The 15,530-nt window shown below is 57.4% G+C and carries 15 protein-coding genes; 12 read left to right on the plus strand and 3 right to left on the minus strand.

The features are described from left to right. The 12 genes from B7444_RS00005 to B7444_RS00060 form a co-directional block, all read left to right on the plus strand. On the plus strand, positions 1 to 1,338 hold a 1,338-nt coding region (locus B7444_RS00005), incomplete at its 5' end, for a peptidyl-prolyl cis-trans isomerase (protein ID WP_048855099.1). Continuing rightward, positions 1,338 to 2,750 carry an anthranilate synthase component I gene (gene trpE / locus B7444_RS00010; protein WP_035730444.1) on the plus strand — a complete coding sequence of 471 codons (1,413 nt, stop codon included), beginning with the start codon at positions 1,338 to 1,340 and terminating at the stop codon, positions 2,748 to 2,750. The genes B7444_RS00005 and trpE, both read left to right, overlap by 1 nt. A 48-nt stretch (positions 2,751 to 2,798) precedes the next feature. After that, on the plus strand, positions 2,799 to 3,395 hold the full coding sequence (locus B7444_RS00015; RefSeq protein ID WP_007281898.1) for an anthranilate synthase component II: 597 nt from the start codon (positions 2,799 to 2,801) through the stop codon (positions 3,393 to 3,395). Next, complete coding sequence (trpD, locus tag B7444_RS00020) at positions 3,392 to 4,483, plus strand: anthranilate phosphoribosyltransferase (protein WP_007281899.1); 1,092 nt, start codon at positions 3,392 to 3,394, stop codon at positions 4,481 to 4,483. The genes B7444_RS00015 and trpD overlap by 4 nt, the downstream gene beginning before the upstream one ends. Continuing rightward, positions 4,480 to 5,403, plus strand: coding sequence for an indole-3-glycerol phosphate synthase TrpC (trpC, locus tag B7444_RS00025; protein WP_007281900.1), 924 nt, complete (start codon positions 4,480 to 4,482; stop codon positions 5,401 to 5,403). Before trpD ends, trpC begins: the two co-directional genes overlap by 4 nt. A 171-nt stretch (positions 5,404 to 5,574) precedes the next feature. After that, positions 5,575 to 6,579: a pyruvate dehydrogenase (acetyl-transferring) E1 component subunit alpha gene (pdhA, locus tag B7444_RS00030; protein WP_035730447.1), complete on the plus strand. Its 1,005-nt coding sequence runs from the start codon at positions 5,575 to 5,577 to the stop codon at positions 6,577 to 6,579. Positions 6,580 to 6,584: 5 nt separating this feature from the next. Next, positions 6,585 to 7,952, plus strand: coding sequence for a pyruvate dehydrogenase complex E1 component subunit beta (locus tag B7444_RS00035; RefSeq protein ID WP_007281903.1), 1,368 nt, complete (start codon positions 6,585 to 6,587; stop codon positions 7,950 to 7,952). A 6-nt stretch (positions 7,953 to 7,958) separates the two neighbouring features. Further along, entirely contained in the window at positions 7,959 to 9,191 is a 1,233-nt protein-coding gene (locus tag B7444_RS00040; RefSeq protein WP_007281904.1) for a pyruvate dehydrogenase complex dihydrolipoamide acetyltransferase, read from the plus strand. Positions 9,192 to 9,194: 3 nt separating this feature from the next. Beyond that, complete coding sequence (gene lpdA, locus B7444_RS00045) at positions 9,195 to 10,601, plus strand: dihydrolipoyl dehydrogenase (protein WP_007281905.1); 1,407 nt, start codon at positions 9,195 to 9,197, stop codon at positions 10,599 to 10,601. 5 nt (positions 10,602 to 10,606) lie between these two features. Beyond that, positions 10,607 to 11,575, plus strand: coding sequence for a lipoyl synthase (lipA, locus tag B7444_RS00050; protein ID WP_007281906.1), 969 nt, complete (start codon positions 10,607 to 10,609; stop codon positions 11,573 to 11,575). Then, on the plus strand, positions 11,575 to 12,057 hold the full coding sequence (locus tag B7444_RS00055) for a type II toxin-antitoxin system RatA family toxin (protein WP_007281907.1): 483 nt from the start codon (positions 11,575 to 11,577) through the stop codon (positions 12,055 to 12,057). Before lipA ends, B7444_RS00055 begins: the two co-directional genes overlap by 1 nt. An 82-nt stretch (positions 12,058 to 12,139) precedes the next feature. Beyond that, on the plus strand, positions 12,140 to 12,460 hold the full coding sequence (locus B7444_RS00060) for a hypothetical protein (protein WP_007281908.1): 321 nt from the start codon (positions 12,140 to 12,142) through the stop codon (positions 12,458 to 12,460). Between the two features lie 60 nt (positions 12,461 to 12,520). Here the strand turns inward: B7444_RS00060 and B7444_RS00065 are convergent, their stop codons facing one another. From B7444_RS00065 to B7444_RS00075, 3 genes are read right to left on the minus strand one after another with little or no spacing between them, the layout of a single operon-like run. Next, positions 12,521 to 13,006: a CinA family protein gene (locus tag B7444_RS00065; protein ID WP_007281909.1), complete on the minus strand. Its 486-nt coding sequence runs from the start codon at positions 13,004 to 13,006 to the stop codon at positions 12,521 to 12,523. Then, positions 12,993 to 14,870, minus strand: coding sequence for a lytic transglycosylase domain-containing protein (locus B7444_RS00070; RefSeq protein ID WP_035730449.1), 1,878 nt, complete (start codon positions 14,868 to 14,870; stop codon positions 12,993 to 12,995). Before B7444_RS00070 ends, B7444_RS00065 begins: the two co-directional genes overlap by 14 nt. Beyond that, complete coding sequence (locus tag B7444_RS00075; protein WP_007281911.1) at positions 14,851 to 15,462, minus strand: YjbE family putative metal transport protein; 612 nt, start codon at positions 15,460 to 15,462, stop codon at positions 14,851 to 14,853. The genes B7444_RS00070 and B7444_RS00075 overlap by 20 nt, the downstream gene beginning before the upstream one ends. Positions 15,463 to 15,530 lie beyond the last annotated feature (68 nt).

A 15,530-nucleotide genomic window follows, 5' to 3' on the forward strand; every position in this document is an offset into this window, starting at 1 on the left:
CCCCTGCCGTTCACGGCGGGTACAGTTGCCGCCGCACCGACAGACGAACAGCTTCACCACTATTATGACAACCATCCGCAGGATTTCCGCACCACGGAATACCGTCATGCCAAGATGGTCGTCATGACGGCAGACAGCGTCGCCAAGACAATCGAAGTTCCGGACGACGTTTTGCACAAGCTGTATGATTTCCAGGCCCGCACCTACAACGTTCCTGAAACACGGACACTTCAGGTTCTGACCTTCCAGGACGAGGCAAAAGCCAACGCAGCCGCAACAGCATGGCGCAACACGAACGCGTGGGACACTATCCAGAAGGCCTCTCCGGACGCCGCAGCCGTTGCTCTTCCGCATGTACGCCAGAGCGACATCCCGAACCCGGAACTCGCCAAGCTGGCTTTTGCTGCACCCGCCAATCAGATCAGCGGCCCGACGAAGACGGCAGCTGGCTGGGTGGTGTTCAACATCATGGATGTTGTCGCACCGCATCAGACAAGCTTCGAGCAGGCCAAGAACGATCTGCGCGATCAGGTTCAGAAGCAGGAAGCCTCACAGGCCCTGCAGGCTCGACTCACGCAGTTTCAGGACGCGATTGCGGGCTCGACAACACTTGAAAAAATTCCGTCCAATCTTGGTGCGGTGCCGGCAGCAGGCTCCCTTGATGCCCATGGCATGACTCAGGACGGCATACCTGCTCCGATCCCGGGCGATGCAGGCCTGCGCCAGTCTATCATTCAGCATATCTTTTCCCAGAAAAAGGATGCACAACCGGTCGTTGTGAATGGTCCGGACGGATCTGCCTTTGCGGTTGCCGTTGACGAAATTCACCCTGGCACCCTGCGCCCCTTCACGGAAGTGCGCGATCAGGTCGTTCAGGCCTGGACCGCAGACCAGCAACGCCATGCCGCCGACGCACGCGTCACAGCCCTGTTCACGGAAGCGAAAAAGAGCACTCTGGCCAAGGCTCTGGAAAACCAGCCGGAATCCGCCAATCTGCGCAAGGATGTTGCCGTTTCCCGCATCCATCCCGACCAGTCCCTGCCGCAGAACGTCCTGCGGGCTGCCTTTGGCCTGAAGGTCGGCACCACAGGCATGTATGAAGGTCCGGATGCTTTCTGGCTGGTCAACGTGACCGCGCAGAAGCCAGGCGATGCCGGGGATAGTCAATCCCTGCGCCACGATCTGGACGCTCAGTATGTTCAGTCCCTCCAGGCTGACATTCCGATGGCTCTGGACGCAGCGCTGGAAAAGACCGTTCCCGTCTCACACATGAACATGAACCTGTTCAATCAGGTTGTCGCCTCGACATCTCCGGCGGCCGCTAACGGAGCGCAGTGATGCCAATTGTTCACAGTATTGAAGCCGCTGACCTCCTGACCCCGGTCTCAGCCTATCTGCGCCTGTCCCGTCTTTCCGATGATCCTTACAGGATGCTGCTGGAAAGCGTGGAAGGCGGAGCGGCGAGGGGGCGGTATTCCGTCATCGCCCTTCTGCCTGATCTGGTCTGGAAGTGCCGGAACGGGGAAGTGACCCTTGATGGAACGCCACTTCAGGGCAAACCACTGGACACGCTGAAGGACATCATCGACCAAAGCCAGATGAACCTTCCGGTTGATATGCCGCCAATGATCGGCGGTGTGTTCGGCGTGCTGGGCTACGATATGGTCCGCCAGATGGAGTTCCTACCGAACGCCCCGGTCAATGACGTGGATCTGCCGGAAGGCATCATGATCCGTCCTCAACTCTTTGCCGTATTTGATTCGGTCCGTGATGAGTTGACGCTGGCTGTGCCGGTCCGCGGCGCCATGACGACGGCAGAAGCTCATGCCCTGCTGGATCGGGCACGGGCTGCGCTGGCTGCGCCTCTGGAAGATGCGACGGAAACTCTGCCTGCCGACACCGAGCTCGCTCCCCCATCCTCCAACATGACGCAGGAACAGTTCGAGGCGAATGTCAGAACCGCACAGGATTACATCGCGGCCGGAGATGCGTTCCAGATCGTCCCAAGTCAGCGATTCACAACACCATTCCCGCTGTCTCCGCTTGCGCTGTACCGGAGCCTGCGTCGCATCAACCCGGCGCCGTTCCTGTTCCTGATGGAGCTGGAAGATTACGCACTGGTTGGGTCTTCACCGGAAATTCTGGTCCGTCTCCGGGCAGGGGAAGTCACGGTTCGCCCCCTCGCTGGCACCCGTCCTCGCGGCAACGACCGGGCGCATGATCTGGAGCTTGAGAAAGAATTGCTCGCGGATCAGAAGGAACTCGCCGAGCATCTCATGCTCATTGATCTGGGACGGAATGATGTAGGCCGTGTCTCGGAACTGGGGACGGTGCAGGTTCCTGATCAGTTCGTAATCGAGCGCTACAGCCACGTCATGCACATTTCCTCGACGGTTACAGGACAGATCAAGGCTGGAAAAACCGCCATGGACGCGCTCGTTGCTGCATTCCCGGCCGGAACCCTAACAGGCGCGCCAAAAATCCGTGCCATGGAAATTATTGATGAGCTGGAGCCGACCCGCCGCGGACCGTACTCCGGCTGCGTCGGATATTTCGGTGCGGATGGAGAAATGGATACCTGCATCGGGCTTCGAATGGCCGTTCTGAAGAATGGTCAGATGTATGTTCAGGCAGGCTGTGGCGTTGTCGCGGACAGTGATCCGAACTCGGAATTCCGCGAAACGCAGGCGAAGGCGAGAGCACTTTTCCGGGCTGCGGAAGTCGCTGTCTCCAACGCTGCAAAATCCTGAAACAATGTTGCATTTGACGTAACGAAACGTGAAGGCCATCCTGTTGCCATGATCCTGCTCATCGACAACTACGACAGCTTCACATTCAACATCGTGCATCATCTGGGTGCACTGGGTGTTGAGTGTGACGTACGGCGCAATGATGCCCTGAGTGTCGAGGAGGCTCTTGCTCTCAAGCCCTCCGCCATTGTGATTTCCCCTGGCCCCTGCGCACCCGATGGTGCAGGGATCTGCTGTGATTTGATCCGGGAAGCCGCGGGGAAAGTACCAGTCTTCGGTGTCTGCCTCGGCCATCAGGCGATCGGACAAGTTTTTGGCGCGAAAGTCGTCCGTGCCCCTGTTCCGATGCACGGCAAGATCAGCGCGGTTGACCATGACGGCACGGGCGTTTTCGCAGGTCTCCCCAACCCTGTGAACGTTGTGCGCTATCATAGCCTGACGCTGGAGCCGGCGAGCATTCCGCCAGAACTGATCGTCAATGCGTCCACGAAGGACGGTATTATCATGGGCGTCCGCCACCGGGACCACGATGTGCATGGCGTTCAGTTCCACCCGGAAAGCATCGCCTCGACAGCGGGCCGCGAACTGCTCGCGAATTTCCTGACGATCGCTGGCATTCCGCATAAAGCCGTAGAGACGGCATGACGGCAGAAGCTGACTTTTCGGCCCTTCTGCGCCGCGTTGCTGATGGTGCCGTTCTGACTGCCGACGATGCCGAGAAAGCATTTTCGGCTATCATGGCAGGAGATGTGGAGCCTGCCCAACTCGCGGCCTTTCTCACGGCGCTCAAGATGCGCGGTGAAGCTGCTGATGAATTGACAGGGGCGGTGCAGGCCGTCCGCCGCTACATGACGGTTCTGCCAGATGTTCCGGCAGATACGCTGGACGTCTGTGGAACGGGCGGGGACGGCCTTGGCACACTCAATGTTTCGACCGCCGTTGCTTTCGTTCTGGCGGGACTGGGCGTTTCAGTCGCCAAACATGGCAACCGCGCACTTTCTTCTCGGTCTGGCGCGACCGATGTTCTGGAAAAGCTTGGTGTTCCGCCGATCGACGATCCTGCCTTCCAGAGCGAGCAGTTGCGGGACAATCACCTGGCGTTCCTTGCAGCACCGTTCCATCACCCAGCCATGCGTCACGCAGCTCCCGTCCGTAAAGCCTTGGGATTCCGAACGCTTTTCAATCTGCTTGGACCTCTTTGCAATCCAGCTCAGGTTCAACGTCAGCTTATTGGTGTTTTTGACGTTCGGTGGTGTGAGCCGGTCGCCCGGACCCTTGGCAGCCTTGGCAGCACGCATGTCTGGGCCATTCATGGTACGACGGACGAGGGCGGTAGCGATGAACTTACACTAGCTGGCCCTGCTGAAATCGTAAGCCTTGAAAATGGAACGATCAGCCGGTTGTCCTTCGACCCTGATATGGCAGGCGTTACGTCAGCTCCCATTTCTGCCATCCGTGGCGGAGATTCCGATGCGAACGCACAGGCTTTGACCGCGCTTCTTGATGGAGCACGCGGACCTTACCGTGATACCGTTCTTTTGAATTCCGCAGCCGCGCTTCATGTGGCTGGACGCGGGAATGTCGTGCATAATGGCACGATTGACGCTGAGGCGTTCCGTAACAATATGGCACTGGCAGCCCGTTCCATTGACGATGGGCACGCACGCATGGCTCTGACACGGGCGCGTAACGCCATGGCCTCCCTTACCAAGACAAACGCAGGACTATCATGACCTTCATGCATCAGCGACCAGCGATGACCTATGCACCTGAAGGGGTAGAGCAGTTTCCTGACCCGGAAGTTCCGGAAACGACCACGCCGCCCATCAAGGACCCTTCCGTCGAAACAACGGACCGGAGCGACGTTCTGGCCCGTATCTGCGCCCGCACCCGCGTGGACGTGGAGCAGCGATCCCAGATCATGTCGCTCAAGGACATTACGCTCCGGGCCCGTGAAGTCACGACGCCAACACGCGGCTTCGGGCAGGCTCTTCAGCATCTGACCGCGGACCGGCAGGTCGGGCTGATTGCCGAGATCAAAAAAGCCTCTCCGTCAGCAGGCGTCCTCCGCCCGACATATGATCCTGTTGGTATTGCCCAGGCCTATCAGGCAGCAGGTGCGACCTGCCTGTCCGTTCTGACGGAAGGGTCGTGTTTCCATGGCAGCACGGATGATATTCGTGCTGTTCGCGAAGCCTGCAGCCTGCCAATCCTACGCAAGGACTTCATTCTGGAGCCATGGCAGGTTCATGAAAGCCGCCTGATCGGTGCGGATTGCATTCTGCTCATCATGGCCGCTCTCACGGAAACCCAAGCGTCCGAACTCATCGGTATCGCCCGTGGTCTGGACATGGATGTCCTTGTAGAAGTTCACGACGCCGACGAGCTGAATCGCGCGCTGGCTCTTGATACGTCGCTGATCGGCATCAACAACCGCAATCTTCGCACTTTGAAGACGGACATCCAGACCACTTTGAATCTGGCGCCGATGGTTCCACCAGACCGCCTTGTTGTCTCCGAAAGTGGCATCAAGACGCAGGACGACATGTTGAAGGTCGGTGAAGTTGGTGCAAGCGCCGTCCTCGTCGGTGAGAGTTTGCTTCGTGAAGATGATCCAGGAGCGGCGGCTCGCCGTCTCCTGGGCTTCAACTGACATTGGCTCCTGTTGAAGAGGTCGCCTGCGTGCATCTCTTCAACAGGCCGTTTTCTATCAAGCTTCCGGACCCTGCTTTTCCTTTCGGAAATGTAACTGGGGTCACTCTGGTCTTCCAGGCCGAGTATCGGTAAGAGCTTCCCCAGATTTGTGCATTTCCAGGAGACCGCCATGGACGAGACAACGTCCGCTTCCAACCGGAGCAACGGTCCGGCCCTTTCGCCGGAGACAATGAAGCGTGCCTACAAGGACATGCTGCTGGTCCGACGTTTTGAGGAAAAGGCCGGGCAGCTCTACGGAATGGGGCTCATCGGAGGCTTCTGCCATCTGTATATCGGGCAGGAAGCCGTTGTGGTCGGCATCGGCCTGAACATGAAGCAGGGCGACAAATCTATCACCTCATACCGTGATCATGGTCAGATGCTGGTTGCTGGCATGACGGCCCGCGGCGTAATGGCTGAACTGACGGGACGCTCCGGTGGCTATTCCCGCGGTAAGGGCGGCTCAATGCACATGTTCTCTCGTGAGAAAGAGTTCTACGGTGGCCATGGTATCGTGGGCGCGCAGGTTGCGCTCGGTACAGGGCTGGCCTTTGCCAACCATTATCGCGGTACGGATGAAGTCTCGATCGTCTATTTTGGCGAAGGTGCTTCTGCACAGGGACAGGTCTACGAGAGCTTCAATCTCGCCGCCCTGCACAAACTTCCCTGCATTTATGTGATCGAGAACAACCGTTACGGCATGGGCACATCCATCGAGCGCGCATCTGCGTCCAAGGATCTGTCCCGCAATGCAGAGCCTTGGGGTATCCCGAGCCGCAAGGTTGATGGCATGGATGTATTTGCTGTGCACCAGGCTGCACAGGAGGCCATGGAGCATTGCCGCGCGGGCAAGGGACCATTCCTTCTGGAAATGGAAACCTACCGCTACCGTGGACACTCCATGTCCGATCCCGCCAAGTACCGTCAGCGGACCGAAGTCGAAGAAATGCGCCGGACGCGTGACCCTATCGAAAGCCTGAAGGCGGAAATGCTGCGCAACGGCATTGAAGAAGAAGCTTTCAAAGCTATTGAATCTGAAGTGAAAGCTGTCGTGGCGGACGCTGCTGAATTTGCACAGACTTGCCCGGAGCCGGATGCATCCGAACTCTGGACTGACATTCTGGTGGAGGCCTGAGTTCCATGGCATCTCTGATTCTGATGCCGGCCCTGTCGCCGACCATGACCGAAGGTACGATTGCGCGCTGGCTCCGTCAGCCGGGCGAGACCGTAAAGTCCGGCGACGTGATCGCCGAAATCGAGACCGACAAAGCCACGATGGAAGTCGAGGCTGTTGAAGACGGCGTATTAGGCAAGGTTCTGGTTCCCGAAGGCAGCGAAAGCGTTGCCGTCAACACACCTATCGCCGTTCTGCTTGAAGAGGGTGAGGATGCGGATGCCGCAGAGAGCGTAACACGTTCCGCTGACCCGGCTGCTGACGCACCAGTCGCAATTGAAACCCCATCCGCTCCTGCGATCGTTGAGGCTCCCGCCATCAAGCAGGCAGAAGAAGAAAAAGACTGGGGCGAGACAAAAAACATCACCGTTCGTGAAGCACTGCGCGATGCAATGGCTGCAGAACTCCGGCGTGATGAAGACGTGTTCCTGATGGGCGAAGAAGTCGCCCAGTATCAGGGTGCTTACAAGATCAGCCAGGGCCTGCTGGACGAATTTGGTGAAAAGCGCGTCATCGACATGCCCATCACCGAGCATGGTTTTACCGGCATGGCAGTCGGCGCAGCCCTGACGGGACTGAAGCCGATCGTTGAGTTCATGACCATGAACTTCTCCCTGCAAGCCATTGACCATATTATTAATTCCGCAGCCAAGACACTTTACATGTCTGGCGGCCAGATGGGCTGTCCGATCGTGTTCCGCGGCCCTAATGGCGCAGCAGCCCGTGTTGGTGCTCAACACTCTCAGTGCTTTGCAAGCTGGTATGCCCATATCCCAGGCCTGAAGGTAGTCGCTCCGTGGTCTGCTGCTGATGCGAAGGGTCTGTTGCGCGCGGCTATTCGTGATCCGAACCCGGTTGTGGTGCTGGAAAACGAGATCCTGTACGGCCAGAAATTCCCATGCCCTACGGATGAAGACTTCATCCTGCCGATCGGGAAAGCCAAAATCGAGCGTGAAGGCAAAGACGTAACCCTGGTGGCGTTCTCCATCATGGTAGGCGTGGCTCTGGATGCTGCGGCCAAGCTGGCCGAGGAAGGTATTGACGCCGAAGTCATCAACCTGCGCACCCTGCGCCCGCTGGATACCGAGACCATCATCAAGAGCGTCAAGAAGACGAACCGGATTGTGTCCGTTGAGGAAGGCTGGCCTGTTGCAGGTATCGGTGCAGAAATCTGCACGGTTGCCGTTGAGCAGGCGTTCGACTGGCTGGATGCCCCCCCGGCACGTGTATGCGGTCTTGACCTGCCGCTGCCTTACGCATCCAATCTTGAAAAACTGGCACTTCCGAAACCCGAATGGGTTGTGGAAGCAGTCCGCAAGCAGTTCGGGGACTGACCGACAATGGCAACCGATATCCTGATGCCGGCTCTGTCGCCGACAATGACCGAGGGCAAACTGGCCCGCTGGCTCAAAAATGAAGGCGATACAGTTTCAGCCGGTGATGTGATCGCCGAAATCGAGACCGACAAGGCCACGATGGAAGTCGAAGCGGTGGACGAGGGCATACTCGGCCGCATTCTTGTTCAGGAAGGCGCGGAAGGCGTTGCGGTTAACACGCCAATCGCCATCCTTGTAGAGGAAGGCGAAGAGGTGCCAGTAGCGTCTTCCGGGCAGACGTCTGCTATCGCGGCTTCGGCCGCTGAGCCTGTTGCTGCTGCAAGTGCACCTGCGCCAAGCGCCAAAGCCGCCTCGAAAGAGGAGAGCAGTGAGCGTATTTTTGTCTCGCCGCTGGCAAAGCGTATGGCCAAAGAGCGGGGCATCGCTCTTGGCTCTCTGAACGGAACAGGCCCGAATGGCCGTATTCTGAAACGGGACGTTGAGAAGGGCGGTAACGCTGCTCCAGCCGCACCGAAAGCTGCACCTGTAACGCCGGTTGCCGTTGAAGGTGACGTAAAGCGCGTTCCGAATTCCACGATGCGCAAGGTCATTGCGCGGCGTTTGACGGAATCGAAGACGCAGGTTCCGCATTTCTATGTCTCAGTGGACATCGAACTTGATGCTCTGCTCGCACTTCGCTCAAAGCTGAATGCGACCGCCGAGGAGAACAGCTTCAAGCTCTCGGTCAATGACATGATGATCAAGGCTGTCGGGCTGGCACTGAAAAAGGTACCGGGTCTGAACGTTCAGTTCACGGATTCCGAGACGCTGCATTTCGAGAATGTGGACATCTCAATGGCTGTATCCATCCCGGATGGCCTGATCACGCCGATCATCCGGAATGCGGACCAGAAGTCCCTGCGCGAAATCAGCCGTGAAGCCAAGGATCTGGCCAAGCGTGCGCGTGCGGGCAAGCTGAAGCCGGAAGAATTCCAGGGCGGTACGTTCTCCATTTCGAATATGGGAATGTTTGGCGTCCGGGATTTTGCCGCGATCATCAATCCGCCGCAGGCCGGAATTCTGGCCATTGCGTCCGGAGAGAAACGTGCCGTGGTTCGGGGAGACCAGCTTGCAATTGCAACTGTCATGACCGCGACACTTTCTGTTGATCATCGTGCCGTTGATGGCGCACTTGGGGCACAGTGGCTGAATGCCCTGCGCGATATCGTACAGAACCCTTACACTCTGGTGGTCTGATCCATGTCCGATACTTTCGATCTGATCGTTGTTGGTGGCGGTCCTGGCGGCTACGTTGCAGCGCTTCGGGCCAGCCAGCTTGGCATGAGCGTTGCCATCGTGGAGAGCACGCATTTTGGTGGCGTCTGCCTCAACTGGGGCTGTATCCCGACCAAAGCGCTGCTGCGCTCCTCCGAAATTCATCATCTTTTGCATGATCTGAATACATTCGGCTTCTCGGCCGAGAACGTGTCCTTCGATCTGACCAAGATTGTGGCCAGATCCCGTGGCATTGCCCGCCGCATGGGCGGCGGCATTGCCCATCTGCTCAAGAAGGCCAAGGTCACGACCTTTGACGGTCGGGCGAAACTGGCTGGCCGGGCAGGGGAAGCCCACAAGGTTTCCATCACCAAGGATGGTGCCGAAGTGGCGGTCATCAAGTCGCCTAACGTCATTCTTGCTACCGGTGCACGCGGCCGTCAGCTTCCGGGTCTGGAGACAGATGGCAAGCTGATCTGGGGGGCACGCGAAGCGATGACCCCAACCGAACTGCCGAAGCGCCTGCTGGTCATCGGTTCTGGTGCCATCGGTATCGAATTTGCGTCCTTCTATCGCAACATGGGCAGCGAAGTAACGATTGCCGAAGTGGCGGACCGCATCCTGATCGCTGAAGATCCGGAAATCAGTGCAGCGGCCCGCAAGGCCTTCGAAAAGCAGGGGATGAAGATCATCACCGGTGCGAAGGTTGGCCCGCTTCAGAAGGGTGAAAACGAGGTTTCCACCACCATTGAAAGTGCGTCCGGTACGATCGATCTGACTGTGGACCGCGTGATCTGCGCTGTCGGCATTGTCGGAAACGTTGAAGATCTCGGTCTGGAAGGGACCAAGGTTCAGGTTGATCGCACCCATATAGTTACGGATGGCTTCTGCCGCACGGCAGAACCAGGTATCTACGCTATCGGTGACGTTGCGGGCGCTCCATGGCTGGCCCATAAGGCAAGTCACGAGGGCATTCTCTGCGTTGAAAAGATTGCTGGTCGTTCGCCGCAGCCTCTTCATGCACTGAACATTCCGGGCTGCACCTACTCCCGTCCGCAGATCGCTTCGGTTGGTCTGAGCGAGGAAAAGGCTATCGCTGCGGGGCACAAGGTTCGTGTTGGACGCTTCCCATTCATTGCCAACGGCAAAGCCGTGGCGATGGGTGAGACGGAAGGCATGGTCAAGACCGTGTTTGATGCCACAACCGGGGAGTTGCTGGGTGCTCACATGATCGGCGCGGAAGTTACGGAAATGATTCAGGGCTATGTCATTGCCCGGACAGGTGAACTGACGGAAGCAGAACTGATCGAGACGGTTTTCCCGCATCCGACAATTTCCGAGACGATGCATGAAGCGACTCTGGCGGCCTTCGACGGTCCGCTCCATATCTGAGCACCATGTCCCAGCGCATCACCATAGATCATCGTGAGATGTCCGCTCTCCGCCACCCGGAGAAGGCACATCGTCCCGACAACCCGATCCAGCGCAAACCATCCTGGATTCGGGTAAAGGCGCCCAATCATCCCGTGTATCATGAGACACGGGCGCTGATGCGGGAGGCCAATCTGGTCACGGTCTGCGAGGAAGCAGCCTGCCCGAATATCGGGGAGTGCTGGTCCCAGCGTCACGCGACAATGATGATCATGGGCGAAATCTGCACACGGGCCTGTTCTTTCTGCAACGTGACCACTGGCCTGCCAAAAGCCCTGGATGCAGATGAACCACGACGCGTGGGAGAAGCCGTAGCAAAGCTCGGCCTCAAACATGTTGTCATCACATCTGTTGACCGTGATGACCTTGCGGATGGCGGAGCACGCCATTTCGCACAGGTCATTCAGGCCATACGATCAGCGTCTCCGGAAACGACCATCGAGATCCTGACGCCTGATTTTCTTCGGAAACCGGGTGCACTTGAGATCGTGGTTGAAGCACGGCCAGACGTTTTCAATCACAATATCGAGACCGTGCCCCGTCTCTATCCCACAATCCGTCCCGGTGCGCGATACTATCAGTCATTGCGTCTACTGGACGGTGTGAAGAGGCTCGATCCATCCATTTTCACCAAGTCTGGCCTAATGCTTGGCCTGGGTGAAGAGAAGTTGGAAGTATGGCAGGTCATGGATGATTTCAGGGTCGCCGACGTCGATTTTCTGACGTTGGGACAGTACCTTCAGCCGAGCGTGAAGCATGCGGCGGTCGAAAAGTTTGTTACCCCTGAAGAGTTTGACGGCTATGCTGGTGCTGCCCGTTCAAAAGGATTTCTTCAGGTCAGCGCAAGCCCTCTGACACGATCCTCCTATCACGCGGACAGCGATTTCGCGAAGCTCCAGGCTGCGCGGACCAGCCGTCTGAAAGAAAGTCTCTGATGCCGACACATGCCGAGCAACGGTTGATCGCTTATACGCCGGAACAGCTTTTTGATCTGGTAGCAGATGTGGAGAAATATCCGCAGTTCCTGCCATGGTGTGTCAAGGCGACCATCAAGTCCCAGACAGAGCAGGAACTTGTGGCAGAATTGACCATTGGGTTCGGTCCTTTTCGGGAAACCTTCACCAGCCGTGTCACACTTGAGCGTCCATCACGCATTAGAGTGCGCTACGAGAAGGGGCCTTTTCGGTATCTGAACAATGTCTGGACGTTCACGCCGGATCCGCGGGGTTGCCTTGTAGATTTCTTCGTGGACTTCGAGTTTCGATCCCGTCTGCTGCAAAATGCAATGGGTGTGGTGTTCAATGAGGGTGTTCGCCTGATGGTCTCCGCTTTCATCAAGCGGGCCCGGGACATTTATGGCGTGCAGACTGCTCAGAAGCCGTACACCCCAACCCGGATTATCCTGATCGAAAGATAAATTTCGTAATATGTTATGAACCATTCGGCGTACGGACCGTTTCAGGCCCAACCACCGAATGGTGTTATGAAAGGATTACGCAATGAAGAAGCTTTCCTTCGGCGCATTTGCCCTCTCGGCTCTGATCGCTGCTGCATCTCCCGCCCTGGCGGCAGACCATCATGGGCATCATCATCACAAGAAGTCTGGTGAACACGCCCAGAAGTCTGATGAAGCTTCTGCCACGGATGCGCTGAACGCCCGTTCTCTTCAGCAGGCCCAGACCCCGGTTCAGGCACAGGCTCCAGCAGCCCCGATGCCAGTTGCAACAGCTCCGACATCCGCTGCTGTTCCGACGGCACCTGTTCCGCCAGCCCCTCCGGCATCCACAATGCCAGCGACGGCACCAAACGACGGCCAATAAGCTCTCAGTCTCTTGGCCAAATAAAAAAGCCCCTGCCAATCAGCAGGGGCTTTTTTCGTTTCAAACTTTCAGGATCATCTCCAGAGCGTGCCTGACTGTTGCATTTCGCACGTCAGACCTGCCCCCTGGAAAGACATGCCGCTCTGTACGGCTTGCACCCTGAAAAACTGATATTCCAAAACAGACCGTCCCGACTGGTTTGCCAGCCGTCCCCCCATCAGGGCCCGCTATTCCGGTAACTGCTATGGCGATTGTCGCATCCGCTGCGTGCCATAATGCTCCCTCAGCCATGGCTTGCGCGGTCTCTTCACTGACAGCCCCACAACCGGCCAGGATCTCTTCAGAGACGCCAGCAGCGCTCATCTTCAGGGCATTGGAATAGGTGATTAGGCCGCCTTCAATGACATTCGATGAGCCCGGAATGTCTGTCAGCGCGGCGCAGATCATCCCGCCTGTGCAACTCTCAACCGTGATGAGACGCATGCCCCGGTCAGAAAGATGCTTCAGCACTTTTTCCGACAGTGTTCGGAAATCAGTTCCTGACATTGGCTGCACTCACGCGATAGACCATCATATTGGCTTCAATATTTTCGATATACATTCGCGTTTCCCGATAAGGCAGGCGTTCAATCCAGTCCAGTAGTCCGTCTTTCGTCATCGGATTCGCGGGAGGGTTGGCTTTAAGCCAGAGGTCAACTCTATGCGGACCGGCATTATAGGCGGCCAAGGCGTATGGAATGGTATTTTCGAACCGCTCCAGAAGCTGAGACACATAGGCATTCCCAACAGTCAGATTGATATGCGGATCAAGCAAAGCGGCAGCCGAGACGTTCATGCTACCCATATGTGCACGACGGACAACATCCTTTGCCGCAGCGGGCAAAATTTGTAGCAATCCAACCGCATGCGCACTGCTGATCGCAGCTGGATCAAATCCACTTTCCTGCCGAATAACAGCAGGAAGAAGGCCGTCCGGCACGGTAGATGCCTCAGGCCAGGGATCTGGGAACCCCTGAGGATAAAGTGCTACACCTTTTCGGGACAAAGCATGTGCTGCGAAGACTTCAGCCGCAGGAACATTCAGGTATCCCCCCAGATCAGCCACAGCTTTCTGACCTTCCGCAGAAGGATTGGCGATTTGAAGCAAAAGAAGAAAGTCCTTTGCGTGCTCCAGATCACCGGACTGAGCAAGGTCTGTGGCGGCTTCGACAAGATCCTGACGTTGCAAGGTGCCGGTTGAAAGAGACGGAAGACCCTGCAGGTCCTTTTGAAGAGCATGATCGAAATCTGGTGAAGACGCGCCAGAGACAAGAAAAGACTGTTCTCCGGTCAGCGCTGCCTGAGCAAGTTGACCATGAAAAGTCGTGGGAAAGCGTATTGCCTGCTGGAAGGCAGCCTGTGCACCACTTGCATCGCCCGCAGCCTGACGGGAACGCCCGACCCAGTAGCAGCCACGCGCCTGCATGGAGAGGGACGTCGCCTGCTGTAACGGGACAAAAAACTGTTCGGCTTTCTGGGGATTATCAAGCAGCCGCAAAGCAATGAAGCCAGACAGGTTCTGTGCTTCCTGACGATCAATCTCGGTGAGGGGGAGCGTCATATCCTGAGCAAGTGCGTAGGCGTCTTGCACGCGGCCCGCCAGAAGAAAGGCTCGGGCAAGACTGGCACGCTCACTCGACCAGTCGTGAGACGGTGCATTTGATTGAAGGGCATAACCCGCGGACGTCCATAGGGCCAACGCCTCATCCAGACGATCGCCACGACGCAGCGCTTTCAAACGATAGCGTATCAGCGTGGGGTCCGACCGCTCCGTAGCGGACAAGGCATTAAAAGCCATATCAGCGTCCGGAGATGCAGCGCGCTCGGCAAGTCGGGCTTCCGCCAAAGGCTGACGATCAGCGGGAAGGCGATCAATCTGCCGGCTCGCTGCCGAGATCTGACCCGAGCTTTCAAGACGCTCATATCGACGCCACTGGTCATCCGGCGTGAAGGCCGTGCCGTAGAGGCCCAGTAGCGTGGCTTCTTCCTGCGCATTACCAACCCCTGAAATCCAAAGGTTACGAGCCATTGCCGCAGCATCAGGCAGGTGATCCGCACAAGCAAGGAACGCTGAAACCATTGTCAGCGGCAATGTCGGACAGAGCTGGTCCAGCGTGCCCGAATCAGACGTGTGGGAAAGGGCGGCCTGATACCGCCACATGATTTTCGTCCGCTGCGGCCATACAGGCGTCTGGATCAGAAAGGATTCGTAGCTCTCAGCAGGAAGATTACTCGCACCGGGAGCCACCAGTTGCAACCATTGAACGAGCCTCTCCCGAACAGGTGGTGCGAGGTTCGGAGGCGGAGCTGCTGCGCCCAGACACAGGGCAACAGCAAGAAGAACGGGGCGTTTAGCTCGGCAGCACAACATGATGCCAGATTTCTCCTCCACCGCGGATGATGAGTTCTATCGCCACGGCCAGTACAACAAGCAGACCACACCACGCGATCCAGCGGTAACGGGCGAGAAGCCCCGCAATGAAAGACGCTGCAACACCCATCAGCAGCACCGAGAATGACAGACCGCCCATAAGAATCCACGGATGACCCACAGCCGCTCCCGCGACGGCCAGAACATTGTCAAGGCTCATGGAGAGATCGGCAATGATAATCTTGAGAATGGCAGGACCAAGCCGGGCAGGGGCATCAACCTCGGCTTCCCCTTGGCTATACCGCAATTCCCGGTACATCTTCCAGCACACCCACAAAAGAAGACAGCCACCGGCGAGTGTCAGTCCCACAATTGCAAGAAGGCGGGCTGCGACAAGGGCCAGAGCGATACGCAGCAGTGCTGCGAATGCGGTCCCAATAAGAATGGCCAGACGCCTCTGCTGCCCCTGAAGGCGCCGAACGGCCATCCCGATGACAACCGCGTTGTCTCCGGCGAGAGTGATATCAATGAGCGTAACCTGCGCCAGAGCGATCAGGGCATGCGTGAAGTTATCTGGGAACAAGGTTGTCATTCTTCCAAAAGGGGTCCGTGCAATCTCTTCGTATTTGGTCTAAGCAGCCTCCGTAAAGCCCCACTCGC

Source organism: Gluconobacter thailandicus F149-1 = NBRC 100600 (assembly GCF_000964465.1).
GTDB lineage: Bacteria > Pseudomonadota > Alphaproteobacteria > Acetobacterales > Acetobacteraceae > Gluconobacter > Gluconobacter thailandicus.

What these genes read in the sequence shown, in the direction of transcription:
- B7444_RS00015 (WP_007281898.1), top strand. Translation starts at nt 2,799, where the DNA reads ATGATCCTGCTCATCGACAACTACGACAGCTTCACATTCAACATCGTG.
- trpD (WP_007281899.1), top strand. Translation starts at nt 3,392, where the DNA reads ATGACGGCAGAAGCTGACTTTTCGGCCCTTCTGCGCCGCGTTGCTGAT.
- B7444_RS00070 (WP_035730449.1), bottom strand. Translation starts at nt 14,870, where the DNA reads ATGTTGTGCTGCCGAGCTAAACGCCCCGTTCTTCTTGCTGTTGCCCTG.
- B7444_RS00055 (WP_007281907.1), top strand. Translation starts at nt 11,575, where the DNA reads ATGCCGACACATGCCGAGCAACGGTTGATCGCTTATACGCCGGAACAG.
- pdhA (WP_035730447.1), top strand. Translation starts at nt 5,575, where the DNA reads ATGGACGAGACAACGTCCGCTTCCAACCGGAGCAACGGTCCGGCCCTT.
- trpE (WP_035730444.1), top strand. Translation starts at nt 1,338, where the DNA reads ATGCCAATTGTTCACAGTATTGAAGCCGCTGACCTCCTGACCCCGGTC.
- B7444_RS00075 (WP_007281911.1), bottom strand. Translation starts at nt 15,462, where the DNA reads ATGACAACCTTGTTCCCAGATAACTTCACGCATGCCCTGATCGCTCTG.
- B7444_RS00035 (WP_007281903.1), top strand. Translation starts at nt 6,585, where the DNA reads ATGGCATCTCTGATTCTGATGCCGGCCCTGTCGCCGACCATGACCGAA.
- B7444_RS00040 (WP_007281904.1), top strand. Translation starts at nt 7,959, where the DNA reads ATGGCAACCGATATCCTGATGCCGGCTCTGTCGCCGACAATGACCGAG.
- lipA (WP_007281906.1), top strand. Translation starts at nt 10,607, where the DNA reads ATGTCCCAGCGCATCACCATAGATCATCGTGAGATGTCCGCTCTCCGC.
- trpC (WP_007281900.1), top strand. Translation starts at nt 4,480, where the DNA reads ATGACCTTCATGCATCAGCGACCAGCGATGACCTATGCACCTGAAGGG.
- B7444_RS00065 (WP_007281909.1), bottom strand. Translation starts at nt 13,006, where the DNA reads ATGTCAGGAACTGATTTCCGAACACTGTCGGAAAAAGTGCTGAAGCAT.
- B7444_RS00060 (WP_007281908.1), top strand. Translation starts at nt 12,140, where the DNA reads ATGAAGAAGCTTTCCTTCGGCGCATTTGCCCTCTCGGCTCTGATCGCT.
- lpdA (WP_007281905.1), top strand. Translation starts at nt 9,195, where the DNA reads ATGTCCGATACTTTCGATCTGATCGTTGTTGGTGGCGGTCCTGGCGGC.